The sequence below is a fragment of the Chryseobacterium sediminis genome (assembly GCF_008386505.1).
Classification (GTDB): Bacteria; Bacteroidota; Bacteroidia; order Flavobacteriales; family Weeksellaceae; genus Chryseobacterium; species Chryseobacterium sediminis.
Map to the genome: position 1 here is coordinate 1,213,488 of NZ_VUNZ01000001.1, position 15,949 is coordinate 1,229,436.

Consider the following 15,949-nt stretch of genomic DNA (forward strand, 5'->3'; position numbering starts at 1 on the left):
AATTACTCTCGGGCTGTCTATTTATAGCAGTATTATTCTTTTATTCATGTGAAAAAGAAAACACACAGATGAAAAGTGGAATTTCAATTGAAACTATTTCAATTATAACCTGCGTTACGATGGGCGTAGCCATTTTACTTGCCTACAGCTTTAAAAGAAGGTAAAGGAATATGACAAAAAATAATAGAACACCTCTCAGTTTTGGAAGGTGTTTTTTTTACTTAACAAAAGAATTTCTGTTTATATTTGAAGCCATCTAATAAAATTAATTTCCCATGAAAACCAAAAGCTTTATTATTGCTTTATCATTATTCACATTCAATTCTATTTATTCTCAGAAAATTTTTAAGGCTATTGAAAACCAAGACCTTGAAAAAGTAAACAAACTTCTTGAAAAAGGCGAAAATGTAAATCAACAGATAGAAAATGGTTTAACTCCATTATTTTCTGCTGCTGCAACCGGAAACATCAAGTTAGTTGAACTTTTAATCAATAAAGGAGCCAATGTAAACACTCAGCTAAAGAACAATGCTATCGCATTAAATATTGTGTCCCAGGAAGGATATACCAACATTGCTGAGCTATTGATAAAAAACAAAGCAAATCCTAATCTGAAAGATATCAACGGCTGGACAGCCTTAACTTTTGCAGCCAGAAACGGAAAGTTTGATATTGTAAAAATGCTTGTAGAAAACAATGCAGAAATAGATTCTAAAGCTAAGGATAATGCCACTCCATTTTGTATAGCCATATCTAAAAACAATTTAAATATAGCAGAATATCTCTTGAAAAAAGGAGCTAATGTCAACAATCTTGATAAAGATAATGAAACACCAATCATGTATTGCGCTCAATCAGGAAATATAGAAGGAGCAAAACTGCTGCTTCAGTACAAGCCCGATCTATCAATAAAAAATAAAGATGGTAAAACTGCTCTTGAAATAGCAAAAGAGAACAACCATTCTGAAGTAACTAAACTACTTGAAGGCATTTAAGCTATGAAAAAAACTTTATATTTGACTCTTGCCCACTTTTCAGTTTTAACCTTTGCACAAAATGTTCCAGATAAAAAATTTGATCAGGAAATATTTCAATATTTAATGGAGACAACAGAAAAAGAGTCCGTTACTTTGGAAACTTTTCTTTTTAATTCTAAACCTTTCTCGAAATGGGACATAAGACCTATAAAAGTTAAAGAAGCCAAGGCGATGGATTCTATATACACATCCAGCCAAATTCCTAATTTTATTTGGGGTGCTTTTTCCGGTAAATATAATATTTCTGAAGAAGAAGCCATGAGTAAGCCCAATAGATTCTTAGATGAAGGCATTAATAATCAAGAAAAGTGGACTTCTTTTTTTAGAGACAACATTAAAAAATTCAATGATATTTCCCAAAATATTTTAAAATCTTCACATACATTATTTTTAAATCAAGGTACAATCCAAAGAATTGATAACCTTTATAAAGAGAAAAATATTTTTTGGAGCTATTTGATAGACAAAGATTCTTTCTATCCTCTTTCCCCTAAGATAAGTATCCAAAACCAAAAGTTTTCTAATGAAGAAACCAAAATACTTGATCTGCTGAAAAATTTAAATATATACTGTGCTATTAAAACAGATAAAGGCATTTTTTATCTAATAGACGGATTCACAGACAACTCATATGGTATCTATTACAATCCAAAAAAAGAAATGGAACAGGATAATCATCTTTTTGAGATTATGAAATATAAAGAATTGAATAATAGTTATTTTTATTATATCGCAAATTAAAACCAATTATTAAGTGGCTCAACATCTGTATTCTTAACTGACCTTTTAGTAATAAACGACAATCACATGAAATGGTTTTTATCAGTAATCTTACCTTTACTTGTCCTTAACTGTACTCAAAAGCAGGAAGCTAAAAAAGAAGAAATAGTTCAAATTCAGTATACAAATAAAGAAGTAGTAGTAAAACCTAAAGTCCCTCCCCCATTTGAATATCTTAAAGATTATCCGGCAATCAAAGACTCTTCGAGGTTTATTCTAAATCTTAGGCAGGCCTTTGATCTTCATATTCATGAAAGCCCGTCTCAGCAGGAAAGTGAAAAAATAACAGTATTCAGGAAAGTAAAGATCAATGGTTCAAATCAGGATTATTATTTTATTGAGTATGACTGGAAGGCTGGCTCTACTTCACAATATCCTTGGAAATATCAGTTATTATTAACGAAGGATGGGAAGCTGGTCAAAACATTAGCTGCTGAACGATATGAATTTGTTTCTGTCTTCCCAAAAGAAAACCCTTTTTTACTGGCAACTATTGTAACAGGGCATGGAAATGGCGGACATGAGCTTTATAAGGTAACTGCAGATTCTTTGGAAAATGTATATGAAGGATATTATGATACCAACCTAAGAACCTATGACGCCCATGAAGACAACAAAATTTATGAACCGTATGAGTTATCATTAAAGATAAAAGATTATAATAATGATGGGGTCAATGATATTGCTTTTAAAGGAAAATCCGTATTGACCCGGGGACGTACTCCGGATGGTATTTGGTATGATTTTACAACAATCAATGGTAAACAGGTCAATTATTCAGCTGATCATCCTTTCCAAAAAATCCCTGTGGAATATATTTTTCTTTATGATCAAAAAGCAAAGCATTTTAAAGCCAAAGAAGATTATGCAGAGAAATATAAGATATTTGAATAATCAAAAAGCATATATTTGAATCAACTCATAACCACCATGAAATACTTTTTTCTCATCCTCACCATTGTAATACAGCTCTTATTAATCATATCATTACAATTATTAGACAGCTTCGAGACCATCATTGGAATTTTCATCATCTGCCTTTTCATGGGAGCTTTGATTTATTTTTCAAAATCGGCAAAAATTGTATCTCTTAAAAATCTTGGTTTTGGTCTTTTTTATGGGTCATTGATTTCACTGGTAAGTGTGGTTGCTTTTATAACGTGGCTTTCTTATAATTTCCCGAAATAAGTATTGAGATTATTTCGCTTTATGCGCGATGACAGAAAACAAAAATCCCTCTCATTACTGAAAGGGATTTTTTATAGTTAAAAAACTAAGATTACATATAAGCTTCAATCGGCTCACAAGTACAAACTAAGTTTCTGTCTCCGTAAGCTTCATCTACTCTTGATACAGAAGCGAAGAATTTGTGGTCTCTTACCCACTCTAATGGATAAGCTGCCTTTTCTCTGCTGTATGGTTTGTCCCAAGAATCAGAGATTACCAATTGTTCTGTGTGAGGAGCGTTTTTCAATACGTTATTTGCAGCATCTGCTTCACCGTTGGCAATTTCATCAATTTCTTTTTTGATAGAGATTAATGCTTCTGCGAAACGGTCAATTTCAGACTTGCTTTCAGATTCTGTAGGCTCAATCATCAAAGTACCTGCAACAGGGAAAGAAACGGTAGGAGCATGGAATCCATAGTCCATTAATCTCTTCGCCACATCAGCCACTTCAATTCCTAAAGATTTGAACTGACGGAAATCTACGATACATTCGTGAGCTACTCTTCCGTTTTCGTTAGAATATAAGATTGGGAAGTGTTCTGCTAAAATTTCTTTCAGGTAGTTAGCATTCATGATAGCATGTCCTGTAGCCTTTTTAAGACCTTCAGTTCCTAACATCTTAATATAAGAATAAGAAATATTAAGGATCAGTCCTGAACCGTAAGGAGCAGCTGAAATACCTTCAATAGCTTCTTTAGACCCGATTCTGATATTCGCGTTAGAAGGAAGGAAAGGTACCAAGTGCTTAGCAACACAGATTGGACCTACTCCAGGACCTCCACCTCCGTGAGGAATTGCGAAAGTTTTGTGAAGGTTAAGGTGGCAAACGTCAGCTCCGATGTTTCCAGGGCTTGTAAATCCTACCTGAGCGTTCATGTTGGCACCATCCATATATACTTGTCCTCCGTGTTCGTGGATAAGGTTGGTAATTTCTTTAATGTTAGCATCAAAGAATCCGTAAGTTGAAGGATAAGTGATCATTACAGCAGATAAGTTTGCTGAATGAAGTTCTGTTTTAGCTTTAAGATCTTCAAAGTCTATTTCACCGTTCTCAAGGTTTTTCACGACAACGATTTTCATTCCTGCCATAGCAGCAGAAGCCGGGTTGGTTCCGTGTGCAGACTGAGGGATCAATACTACATTTCTGTGGTGATCTCCTCTTGAGATATGGTACTCTCTGATTACCATTAATCCTGCATATTCACCCTGAGCCCCAGAGTTTGGCTGAAGAGAAGTTCCTGCAAAACCTGTAATTTCTGCTAAGTCTTTTTCCAATTCACGGATCATTTCCTGGTAACCTTCAGCCTGATTTACAGGTACAAATGGGTGAACTGCACCCCAGTTTTCCCATGAAAGCGGTAACATTTGAGTTGCTGCGTTCAGTTTCATTGTACAAGATCCTAAAGAAATCATTGAGTGCGTCAATGATAAATCTTTTCTCTCAAGACGCTTAATGTAACGCATCAATTCTGTTTCCGTATGGTATTTGTTGAATACTGATTCTGTAAGGATTTCGTCTTTTCTTAAGTTTTCTTCCGGAATGCTGTATCCTTCTTTTATTTCTAATTTGAAAGTCTGCTTATCTTTAAACTGAGCGAAAGAAGCCATCAGATAGTTTAATTTCTCTAATGTTGTACTTTCGTTGATCGCGATACTTACTACTCCTTCTGTGAAATAGTTAAGGTTTAATCTGTGATCAAGCATCAGTCTTACTAATCTTGCTTTCTCATCTTCAGTCATTGTGATTTTCACAGTATCGAAGATTGGCTCTTCTACTACCTGATATCCTAATGCTTTAAGACCTCCTTTCAAAGCATTTGCTTTAAAATGAATCTGATCTGCGATATAGTTTAATCCTTTTGGACCGTGATAAACAGCATACATACCAGCCATTACTGCCAAAAGAACCTGAGCTGTACAGATGTTTGAAGTAGCTTTCTCTCTTTTGATATGCTGCTCTCTTGTCTGTAACGCCATTCTTAGGGCACGTCTTCCGTACATATCCTGAGAAACTCCGATGATTCTTCCCGGAATATCTCTTTTATAGTCTTCTCTACAAGCAAAGAAAGCTGCGTGAGGCCCTCCGTATCCTAATGGAATACCAAATCTCTGTGTAGTTCCTACTGCACAGTCAGCTCCCATTTCTGCCGGAGATTTTAGTTTAACCAAAGCCATAGGATCACAAGCAACAGCTACTTGAAGGTCAAGTTTTTTGTACTCTACGATATCTTCTGTATAGTCTAAAACGATTCCGTTTTTACCAGGATATTGTAATAAAACTCCATAATAAGAACCATCAAACTGGTGTGTTTTATGATCTCCTACTACGATTTCAATTTCTAATCCTTCAGCTTTTGTTTTTAATACAGAAACTGTTTGAGGAAGAACAAGGTCAGAAATAAAGAACTTATTAGCTCCTGCTTTTTTCTGATCTTTCGTTCTGTTGTTGAAGAACATATGCATTGCTTCAGCTGCAGCAGTAGATTCATCCAGCAAAGATGCATTAGCTAATGCAAAACCTGTAAGATCACATACTACAGTCTGGAAATTAAGAAGAGCTTCAAGTCTTCCCTGTGCAATTTCTGCCTGATATGGAGTATAGGCTGTATACCAGCTAGGGTTTTCAAAAATATTTCTCTGGATTGCTGAAGGCAAAAGTGTATTGTGGTATCCAAATCCGATATAACTCGTATAATCTGTATTTTTAGATGCCAATTCTTTTGAGTGGTTCAACATTTCGTATTCAGAAAGCGGTTCCGAGATCTCAAGATCTTTCTCTAAACGGATAGAAGATGGAATGGTCTGAGAAATTAACTCTTCAATACTAGAAACGCCAAGTTTCTCCAACATCGCCTGTTTATCGGCTTCATTAAGGGAAATGTGACGGCTCACAAACTGTTCTGTATTCATTTTTATTTATTAGATTTTGTTTGTAAAAAGATGGGTAAAATTACAATTTTTTGAATGATTGTACAAGAGCATTTCGGGAGTGATAATTCACAAAAATATTTGTGACTTTTATCACTATTTGTTTTTAATAAACTTTTAACAAGGTTTATATAAATTCTAACAAGCACACCCCTTATTCTATACATAATATGCAACAAAACGATCAATTCACATTCAATAAAATCCCAGCATCTTCTTTAAAAACAATGTGAATTATTCATTCATCCGTATCTTATGAATTAAATTTATCTTTAGAATCTTCTTTTATTATTATTTTATTCAAAATGTAAACTTAAATTCAATTCAGGGAGAATTTAAGAACTAATCAAACATAGAATTCAGGTCTGCTATTCCATTAAAAAGCAGGCAATATCTGCTATACATCAGGTTTAAAGAATTTTATGAAATTTTATTAATTATATTTATTCTAAATTAATATATTTGCAACATGAATATGATTGTCCCATTTAAAGTACCGCCTTTGGCACCTTACTCATTCAATAACGAAGAGATGTTTTGTGAAAAGAAATCGTGTTGTAAAAAATTCAAGAAAGGAAAAAGATGTAAAAAATGTCCTGGAAGAAAGAAAATGGCATAATCAGCTGAAGTTTCTGATCAGCATATAAACAGCCACAGCTATAATAATAATTCCCCAGATCAGCATCATAATTTTAGGCTGACCCGTTTTATTAATTCTTGTTCTTGGCTGCGGCTTAAACATTTCTTCTACCGTATTTTTGAACTTCTCAGAATCGTTCTCAAAAACTTCCGTAATGGTAATTCCCTGAACTACGGTTTTGTGCAAAAGAGAATTTGTTGCATGAAGCAGAAGCTGGAATTTTCCATCCTTAAATTCTGTGATCTTAAAGATCCTCTCTCCATACGGCTTTTCTAATCCGAAAGGCAGTACTTTCACCACATCGGCATTACTCGTCTGCCAGTTGATGATAATCTCCTCCCCTTTTTTTGCATGAATTTTATTCGCTGTAAAAGTTTTGATAGCAGGTGGAATATTATACCTGAAACTTCGCTGATGACTTTCTAAATTCTGGTCATAAGCACATCTTCTGACAGAATCACTCAATGTTTCATACGCCTCCTGAATTTCGCGAAAACGGTCGGCAAAAAAATCGTCATTGTCATTTTTATCAGGATGATATTTTAAAGACAGTTTCCGATAGGCTTTTTTGACGTCTTCTTCTGAAGCATCCTGGGATATACCGAGAAAATAGTAGTAGTCTTTCATTGAGAAATACAAAAATAAGGATTTATTTTTCTTTGTGTTTGATATTTATTACAAAAATTTAACTGAAAAACAGAGGTGAAAGTCATTGCGAACCGAAGGTGAAGGAATCTCAATACAGCTCATAATCTATAGGTTGGAAAACGCAAAGACGCTAAGGCTTTTATCTCCGATAAAATTGTACAGTTCTAAAGATTTTACGGAGCTTTCAACAAAGTATTTGTCATTCCGAGCGAAGCAAGGAATCTCAATCTGCGAGAAAAACAGAAGTCTTCTCATTTCAGATTGCATTTGTTTTTTAATAAAAAATTCCGGCGCGGGAAGCAGAGCTTCCCGCGCCGGAATTAAACAATTTCAATTTAGTCTTTACGTATTATGCTTCGCAAGTATTATCTTTTTTGCAGCATCTTGAGTGGAATTCTTTTTTGAATTTCCCTTTCAGTTCCTGATAGTCTTCATCATTCATTTCTCTGATCTTATCTGCCAGTCCGAAAGGTGATTTTTCTTTAATTCCGTACTCATTAAAAATACCTTTGATAAATCTTTTTCTTTGTATTGCTTTTTTAGCGATTAAGGCTACGCCTACAACAGCTAATGCTCCCAGAGCCCCTTTTAATGCTGAATTTTTCATTTTTTCAAAATTTTAAATTTTACTACTTCTTGTTTTTTATAGAGACGAATGAATTTTAATTTTACCTTACTACTTCTTTAAAATTTTTAAATTATTCGTTGTTTCTGTTGAAGAATCCTCCTGAACATTTATTCCTCCAAACTTCTTTGAATTTTTCTCTTTCTTCAGGTGACCAGCTTTCCATTTTTTCTCTCATTTTTCTTTCCTTGAAATCTTTCATTCCTTTGCCAAAATGGAAACCTCCGAAAAGAATTTTACTTAGGATCAGTATTCCCATTGCCTGCCAAAATGTAATGGCTTTTACTCCTAAAATCTCTGGGAGAAGGCAATTCCAAAGCAGCATTACAATCCACGTAACAGCGGCTAAAATTAATGGCGGGCATAACAATAAAAAAATCCAACCCTTTTTGTGTTTATGATTCATAATTTCTTTTTCTAACTTTTTAAATCTTCGTACAATTTTCTCAATCTGTTTCTCAAATGCTTCACAGCATAGTTTTTTCTACTGATGATCGTTTTGATGTTTTCTCCCTGTTCATCGGCAATCTCCTGGAGGGTTTTGTCGTTCAGTTCATTTTCTACGTAGACCAGTCTCTGTTTTTCGGGAAGTTCGTCCAGTGCTTCAAACAGCTTTTTCCAGATCTCATCCTGAAACATCTTCACTTCCGGACCTGCGCTTTCATCCAACAACAAGATATCCTTGATAGAAAAACTGCCGTCTTCATCTTCATATACGAAATCTTCAAGATTTTCTGTTTTCTTTTTACGGTAACGGTCTGTGATTTTATTTGCCGTTACCCTATACAACCACCCACCAACATTTACGATCTCCGAAATATTCGTAAGGCTACTGAACTGATACCACACTTCCTGCAGAATATCTTCCGCATCCTCCGTGTTTTTCACTTTCGGACGAATATAGGACATCAGCTTCCCTCCGTAGTTGGAAACGGTCTGTGAGATGATGCTTTCTTTCTCCTTCTGTGGCATTATTATTTTTTCGACAACCTCCATATTGCTATGACGGCTGATATTTTGGTTTTACTTTAATAAATTTAAAATATTTTTCTTACAATTCAATTTTTCTTCTATTCATCGACCTTTTATCTTCTCAATTATTTTACTGATTGCTTAATGATAGATGATAAGTGATGAATGATGAAGAATATATAAGATAATTTTTGTTGGAGAGTCGCAAGGGCGCAAAATTTTTATCATTATTATATATAATTGTAAGGCGCAAGAATATTTCGACTTCGCTCAATATGAGATTTTCAGCAAGTGATATTCTTTTTATTGTTCCGCAAGTTAAGAATGATTAAACAGTTTTATCAATACCCGTATAATTAACAAGAGGAGCTATTTTCAACACAGAGTCAGGATTCCTCACTTCGTTCGGAATGACAAATGCACTGTTGAAATATCCGCAAAACCTTTTTGGAACAGAACAAATTTTATCGGAGATAAAATCTTTGCGCCTTAAAGCACATAGTTGGTAGAAACCTTGGCGCCTTCGTTTCCACTCTGCTTTATTCAACTTATCATGAGATTGCTTCGCTTTGCTCGCAATGACTTTGTCATAAAAAAAACGGAAGACATTAGTCCTCCGTTCAAATAGTATTTAATTAATAGTTTATTTATTAAAATTTTCTGCGAAAAATCCTAACATTGATTTATAAAGCTCAATTCTGTTCTGTTCTTTTCCAAATCCGTGTCCTTCATCATATTTTACCAGATAAGGAACTTCAAAACCTTTGGCACGCATTGCTTTTACGATTTGATCAGATTCATTGATATTTACTCTTGGATCGTTGGCTCCCTGAACTACAAATAAAGGTTTCTTGATCTTATCAATCTGGAAAACAGGTGAAACTTCCTTCGCAATTTTGGCTTCTTCAGGATTATCCAGGTCATACCAGATTTGTTTTACCATTTCTTTGTAAGGCTTCCAATATTCCGGGAAGGAAGCAAAGAAAGTAAAGATATTGGACACTCCTACATAATCTACACCGCAAGAATAGAGATCCGGAGTTTTAATCAGCCCCATCAGAGTGGCATATCCACCATGACTTCCTCCATAAATGGCTACCTTATCTTTATCTACCCATCCTTGTTCAATTGCATATTTTACTCCATCTTCCACATCATCCATCGCTTTTCTTCCAATCTGTTTGTAGCCGGCTTTTTGGAATGATTTTCCATATCCTCCTGAAATTCTGAAGTTGACCTGAAGTGTAGCATAGCCTCTGCTTGCAAAAAGCTGTGTTTCCGGATTGAATCCCCATCTGTCTCTGATTCCCTGCGGGCCACCATGAGGATTTACAATTAAAGGAACTTTTTTCCCATCTAATGCGGCTTTAGGCAGTGTAATATATCCATGGATAGTCAATCCGTCTCTGCTTTTAAATTCAATCGGTCTCATTTCAGCCATATCTTCTTCCTTCAGCTGAGGCATAAGGTTGTATAGAAGCTTGGTCTGTTTGGTTTTAGTATCGTATTCGTAATAAGTTCCGTAGAGCTTATCACTTCCTACAACAACCAGAAGTTTGTCATTATTATCATCTGAAGAAACGATTCCGAACTCCTTGTCTCCAAATTGAGATTTTAATTTATCGTCTATTTCTTTATAAAATTTACTTACCGGAACTGTTTCTCCTTTGATTCCCTCATAGCTGATAAAATCCAATTCATAGTTTCTGTTTTTACCGGCAGTACTTATTGAACTTACATCATATACAGGATTGGAATAAACTTCTTTAATCACTGCATTTTTCTTTAGATCATACAGTACAATTCTGGCTTTATCACTATCCAGATTCGTCACTACATAGGCTTCATCTTTATTTTTAGAATTTTCATTAAACTCGATGATTCCAAAGGTATCAGACCAGTCTGCAGATTTAATCAGATTAAATTTTCCTGACTGCAGATCTTTATAATACGTCTTTGTAGTCAATCCGTTTTCAAGAATGCTGTAGCCTCTCAACGTCCCGTCTTTATCAAAAATATAGTCGTCAATAGGACTGTTTACATCTTTATTTTCATAGAGCTGGGTAGTTTCTCCGGTAATGAAGTTGATTTTAAAAGGTTCAAAGATTTGCTTATTGTTTTTGTTCATGGTAACCACAACAAAGTCTGTATCTTTTATAGGAATAATTGACTGTACTTTTACTCCGTCAAAGGGTGTCAGATCCTTTTGGTTTCCACCATCTGCATCTGTGGCATATAAATGAATATTCTCATTTCCTCCTCTATCCTGCGTGTAGTAAAGGCGCTTTTTGTTCAGCCAGCCATAACCTCTGATCAGATCATCTTTTTCCACGATGGCTTTAGTAATTTTCCCTGTACTCAGGTCTTTTACATAAACATGGTTCTTTTTATCCTGATCTTTTTCTTTATAGGAAAGGTATTTTCCGTCAGGAGAGATTTTAAAAGCTGAAGCTTTTGGCCTTGCAAAATAGTCTTCTACTTTGTATTTAAAGTTTCCTTTGTCGTAAGAAATAAGTTTCTCAAGATTGGCTTTGGAAGATGGTAAAGTAGGGTCTCCCGGCAATTTGGCAGTGGAACTCTGTGCGTTGGTCATAATGGTAGATAGTACAATAAGGGCTGTACCGAAAATGTTGTGATTTAGGTTCATAACTTCTGTTTTTAAGGTTAAAGTTATATAAGCATTTAATTTTTAGAATAATAAAAAAGAAATACTTTTATATAATAAGACACACTATCCCTACAAAACGTTACATTATATTATCAATTTAATTAAAAGAAATAACAATTACATGAAAAAGACAGCCGTAACGACTGTCTTTTATTTAGTGTAAATATATTCCGAAATACCAGGTCCAGACGATTAAAATAATCTGCATAGGAATCCTTTGCATGTAAAGGTATTTCATTCCCGGACCGGTGTAATCTGCCTTAAAAATATTAATCCTTTTCCTGGAAGAATTGATATTGGCAATAAAAACCAATACATAAAAAATAATGAGTAAAATGGCAGTTATCTCACGAACAGCCGGAATCATAAGCCCGATTCCCGCAGCAACTTCCAGTATTCCTGTACAATACACCCAAAACATTCTGGCAGGAATAAACTCTGGAATCATCATTGCCATCCCTTTCTGAAATTTAAAATGGGAAAAACCTGTAAATATGATGAATACAGCCATTCCAAGGTTTCCTGAAAATATAAAATCCGGCTTACCCTGAACTAAAAAAGTTCCCAGTAAAGCCAGAATAAATGTTGCGAAAAGTATTACGAGTAATTTCATTTTTTAGGTGAGAGATAATAGGTGGCAGGTAGTAGGTAGCAGGGATTAGTATTCAGAATCATCAAGACAGCAATTTAAACTTTGAACTTTCTCACACTGAATCAAGACTTACGCCTTCTGCGAGACTTTTTACGACTATAAGACCTTTTGTAAAGCCTGTGTTCATGTGATCTTCCCATTGTTTTTCGACCTGAACTTCGGCATGAAGTTTTGTTTTTCCTCCAAAGTCGATCAAAAAATATTTTTCAAAGCTACCGTTCCATTCCATTACTTCTTTGCTTTGGGTGTCTTCTACTCCATTTTTATCTACCATTCCCAGATGTTTGAAGACAATCTGATTGGGTTCTTCCAGACTGTCTATTGTTGAAACCATTCCTTCTCCCTCAGCGTTAAGAAAATAGGTTTTTCCGCCTATCTTCCAATCGGATTTCATGACAGATCCTGCACCGAAATATCGGGTCCACTCACTATATGTTTCGGGATTCCAAAGAATGTCCCATACTTTTTGTAGAGGAGCATCAATTACTGTTTCGTATGATAAGGTTTCCATTTTTTATATTTTTACTGTGGTTTGGTTATGAATTACTTTCAATATCAGGCATGTTTTAACCTGAAGTGTTTAAAGCTGATTTTCTGAAAGATGCTTAACGATTATCATCGCTTTTGGAAATTTCTCTTCAAAAAAGTCTTTAAATTCCGCAGGAGTCTGTATCTCTGTTTTCAGCAGTGTTCCTTCTTCATTCTCTTCAAGAAAATAAGCTTCTGTTGCTTCTCCCCAGTCCTGAGGAACTTCAATACCATCATAAATTTCTCCCAGATGCAGAAATCTTATTTCTTCGTTGGGTATAACTTTTTCTACCCTGCTGTACATTCCGTTATTTTTAGGGTCAAGAAATTTAACAATATTGTTTTCTTCAAGTGTTCCTTCATAGAAAGAACCGTCTGTAAATGCCGTTGTCCATTGTCTGTAGGTAATATCTGCCCACAGGACACTCCATACTTTTTCGGGTTCGGCATTGATTTCTATTTCATATGATAATCGTTCCATTTTATTTTAGGTATTTGGTTGTAGATAATAGGTTGGAGGTGATTGGGTTGGAGTTTGAGGGTTTGAAAGTTTTAGAATAAGAGTGTATTAAAACTACAATTTTTAATTCTCAAACTTCTCATTCTATCCTCCTACAAAATCGCCTCCATTGATGTGAATAATTTCTCCTGTGATATAGCTTGCATCTTTAGACGCAAGAAAAACATAAGCAGGTGCCACTTCTGACGGCTGCCCTGCACGTTTCAGCGGAGTATCTTTTCCAAACTTGGAAAGATCATCAAAAGCCTCTTTCACCAGTGGAGTCCATATAGGCCCGGGAGCAACTCCATTCACCAGGATTCCTTTTTTGGCAAGATTATCCGCCAGTGAACGAATAAAAGACAACACGGCTCCTTTTGTAGCCGCATAATCAAGTAAATGATCACTTCCCCGGTATGCTGTGACAGAGGTTGTGCAGATGATTCTTCCTCCTTTTCCGATCAGCGGAAGAAAATTTCTGGTGAAAGAAATCATAGAAATGATATTGGTATCAAATGTTTTCTGAATCTGCTCATCAGAGATTTTTTCCAGACTGCTTTTGGAGGTATGAATTCCTGCATTATTCACAAGAATATCGAGTTTCTTCCACTCCTTTTTAATCTTGTCTGCACACTTAGTTCTGAATGCTTTCCGCGTAAGATCGCCTTTTATAAGAAGACATTTCTGCCCTTCTTTTTCAACCAGTTTCTGGGTTTCTCTGGCATCATCATCGCTTTCTTTGTAAATAATAGCAACATCTGCTCCTTCTCTGGCAAAATGAACAGCTACAGCCTGTCCTATTCCACTGTCTCCTCCTGAGATCACTGCTTTTTTTCCAAGCAGCTTCCGGCTTCCCCGATAGTCGTTTCTGATAATTTCCGGAAACAGACCTTCTTTAGGGACTTTTGACTTAGATTCTGATTTGTTCTGTGTCTTCATATGCAAATCTTTTCTCTAAATCACATCAAACAATACGCCGAAAATTGTTTAAGAATTATAAGCTTCTTCCAAATCCTGAATGATAATTTTCTGCATTTTCATCATCGCCTGAACTACTTTATAGGCTTTTTCCTGATTGGAATCGTTCATTAACTGGATGAGTCTTTTAGGCACAATCTGCCAGCTCAGCCCATATTTATCCTTCAGCCAGCCGCACATACTTTCTCTGCCACCGTCTGCCGTTAACGTGTTCCAGTAGTTATCAGTCTGCTGCTGATCGTCCGTCATTACCACCAATGATATTCCTTCATTGAAATCAAACTGGTGATCATAAGAATTATCCATGCAGAATAAACTGTAATTGTCTATCACAAAATGGGCATGCTGAACATTTTCTGCCGGTTCCGGGATATCGTGACCTTCACTTCCTGCTCCATAGGTCAATATATTTCCGATGCTTGAGTTGGGAAATGTTTTGGTATAAAGTTCCATTGCTTCTTTTGCTTTTCCATTGTTCTGATGGATAAACATTAAAGTTGGAATTATCTTTTGTTCGCTTGCTTTTTCACCCAAAAACAACTGCCATGTTACTCCGTATTTATCCTGAACCCATCCGTATTTCGGACTCCATGAGTAAGATCCCAGTTCCATCAAAGCCATTCCGCCATCCAACAGCTGATCCCAGTATTTTTGAACCTCATCTTCTGTTTCACAAATCACCATGAAAGAGATGGAAGGATTTTTTTTGAATTGCGGACCTCCATTCAGAAGCATCAATCTTTGTCCAAACAAATCAATATTCATCACCACAGGTGTGTCTGCCGTAACTTCGCCCCCAAAAACTTTACAATAAAATTCGGCAGACTGTTTGGCATCTCCGTCATACCAGAGACATGGGAAAATATCGTTATTCATAATTTTATATTTAAATGGATTGATTTATATTGTTTTATTTTTTTCTAAGACTAGTGTTCCATTTGCTGATTCATTTTACAGCAAAAGAAATCTAATGTCTTTGCATTTAAAGAGTTTGTTTCACTTTATTTGCAATGACACCGTAAAATGCCTGGTTATACTTTCTATGCTTCTTTAAACCATACCTGATTTTCTTTCATATAATTCTTCAGTTTTACCATCGTATTTTTCCCGAAACCATGAAGCTGCATAATTTCTTTTTCGGAATAATCTGAAAGCTTTTCCAAAGAATTTATTTTTTCTTTTTCTAAGGCTCTTCTTGCAGGTATTGCAATAACCCCATGAAGAAATTCTTCTTTAGGGTCGTAATTAAAAGCATAAATGGAATTTAAACTCTTGGACATGATAACTAAATTGATCATGGCTACAAAAAATATTGTTAATGATTCTCAACATACTTGTGGAAATTATTAAGAATAGCATACCAGCCATCTCGCTGCATTTCCACAGAATTTTGTTTTTCCGGATCGAAAATTTCAATAACTTTCGTTGTATTTTCATCTATTTTATCGAAAACAACTTCTACTTTCCGTCCGTCCTCCATATGATATTTGATAACCTCGTGAGGTATAATTTCATCATAAACTCCTTCAAAATCAAATCCGAAACTTTTGTCTTTCGCTTCCATTCTGTTTTTGAATTTGCCTCCTACTTTCAGATCATTTTCAGAACTAGGGCATTGCCAGCTTTCGTGGGCAAAATTCCATTTTGTGATATGTTTTGGCTCATTGAAATAATTCCAGACCTTTTCAACGGGAGCTAAAATTGTAATGTCTATTTTAATTGGATCCATAGTTCTAATTTTTTTACAGTTTGAATTTTGAATAAAG

Annotated in this window: 17 protein-coding genes; 4 read left to right on the forward strand and 13 right to left on the reverse strand. The window is 35.3% G+C overall.

Annotated elements, in window-relative coordinates:
- Positions 1-275 precede the first annotated feature (275 nt).
- The 4 genes from FW780_RS05645 (at position 276) to FW780_RS05660 (ending at position 3,005) form a co-directional block, all read left to right on the forward strand.
- On the forward strand, positions 276-995 hold the full coding sequence (locus tag FW780_RS05645) for an ankyrin repeat domain-containing protein (RefSeq protein WP_149832598.1): 720 nt from the start codon (positions 276-278) through the stop codon (positions 993-995).
- 3 nt (positions 996-998) lie between these two features.
- A complete protein-coding gene (locus FW780_RS05650; RefSeq protein WP_149832599.1) occupies positions 999-1,778 on the forward strand; it encodes a hypothetical protein in 780 nt (259 codons plus the stop codon).
- A gap of 66 nt (positions 1,779-1,844) precedes the next feature.
- Positions 1,845-2,711, forward strand: a complete 867-nt coding sequence (locus FW780_RS05655) for a hypothetical protein (protein ID WP_149832600.1) — start codon at positions 1,845-1,847, stop codon at positions 2,709-2,711.
- Between the two features lie 36 nt (positions 2,712-2,747).
- Entirely contained in the window at positions 2,748-3,005 is a 258-nt protein-coding gene (locus FW780_RS05660) for a hypothetical protein (RefSeq protein ID WP_167510646.1), read from the forward strand.
- A gap of 91 nt (positions 3,006-3,096) precedes the next feature.
- On the opposite strand, the gene gcvP is transcribed toward FW780_RS05660, so the two are convergent.
- The 13 genes from gcvP to FW780_RS05725 all read right to left on the reverse strand — a co-directional run bounded on the left by gcvP (position 3,097) and on the right by FW780_RS05725 (position 15,912).
- Positions 3,097-5,955 carry an aminomethyl-transferring glycine dehydrogenase gene (gene gcvP / locus FW780_RS05665; RefSeq protein WP_149832602.1) on the reverse strand — a complete coding sequence of 953 codons (2,859 nt, stop codon included), beginning with the start codon at positions 5,953-5,955 and terminating at the stop codon, positions 3,097-3,099.
- Between the two features lie 637 nt (positions 5,956-6,592).
- Complete coding sequence (locus tag FW780_RS05670) at positions 6,593-7,240, reverse strand: J domain-containing protein (protein ID WP_149832603.1); 648 nt, start codon at positions 7,238-7,240, stop codon at positions 6,593-6,595.
- Between the two features lie 370 nt (positions 7,241-7,610).
- Entirely contained in the window at positions 7,611-7,868 is a 258-nt protein-coding gene (locus FW780_RS05675; protein WP_149832604.1) for a hypothetical protein, read from the reverse strand.
- Positions 7,869-7,959: 91 nt separating this feature from the next.
- Entirely contained in the window at positions 7,960-8,292 is a 333-nt protein-coding gene (locus FW780_RS05680; protein ID WP_149832605.1) for a hypothetical protein, read from the reverse strand.
- Positions 8,293-8,303: 11 nt separating this feature from the next.
- Positions 8,304-8,858: an RNA polymerase sigma factor gene (locus FW780_RS05685; protein ID WP_174774444.1), complete on the reverse strand. Its 555-nt coding sequence runs from the start codon at positions 8,856-8,858 to the stop codon at positions 8,304-8,306.
- 643 nt (positions 8,859-9,501) lie between these two features.
- A complete protein-coding gene (locus tag FW780_RS05690; RefSeq protein ID WP_149832607.1) occupies positions 9,502-11,505 on the reverse strand; it encodes a S9 family peptidase in 2,004 nt (667 codons plus the stop codon).
- Between the two features lie 175 nt (positions 11,506-11,680).
- The gene (locus FW780_RS05695; RefSeq protein WP_149832608.1) at positions 11,681-12,139 is read right to left on the reverse strand and encodes a DoxX family protein; all 459 of its coding nucleotides are present in this window, start codon (positions 12,137-12,139) and stop codon (positions 11,681-11,683) included.
- Between the two features lie 91 nt (positions 12,140-12,230).
- Positions 12,231-12,689, reverse strand: a complete 459-nt coding sequence (locus tag FW780_RS05700) for an SRPBCC family protein (protein WP_149832609.1) — start codon at positions 12,687-12,689, stop codon at positions 12,231-12,233.
- Between the two features lie 69 nt (positions 12,690-12,758).
- Positions 12,759-13,187, reverse strand: a complete 429-nt coding sequence (locus tag FW780_RS05705) for an SRPBCC family protein (RefSeq protein WP_149832610.1) — start codon at positions 13,185-13,187, stop codon at positions 12,759-12,761.
- A gap of 123 nt (positions 13,188-13,310) precedes the next feature.
- Positions 13,311-14,144, reverse strand: coding sequence for an SDR family oxidoreductase (locus FW780_RS05710; RefSeq protein WP_149832611.1), 834 nt, complete (start codon positions 14,142-14,144; stop codon positions 13,311-13,313).
- A 48-nt stretch (positions 14,145-14,192) separates the two neighbouring features.
- On the reverse strand, positions 14,193-15,059 hold the full coding sequence (locus FW780_RS05715) for a VOC family protein (protein WP_149832612.1): 867 nt from the start codon (positions 15,057-15,059) through the stop codon (positions 14,193-14,195).
- Between the two features lie 164 nt (positions 15,060-15,223).
- A complete protein-coding gene (locus FW780_RS05720; RefSeq protein ID WP_241676850.1) occupies positions 15,224-15,463 on the reverse strand; it encodes a helix-hairpin-helix domain-containing protein in 240 nt (79 codons plus the stop codon).
- A gap of 35 nt (positions 15,464-15,498) precedes the next feature.
- Complete coding sequence (locus FW780_RS05725; RefSeq protein WP_047385479.1) at positions 15,499-15,912, reverse strand: SRPBCC family protein; 414 nt, start codon at positions 15,910-15,912, stop codon at positions 15,499-15,501.
- Positions 15,913-15,949 lie beyond the last annotated feature (37 nt).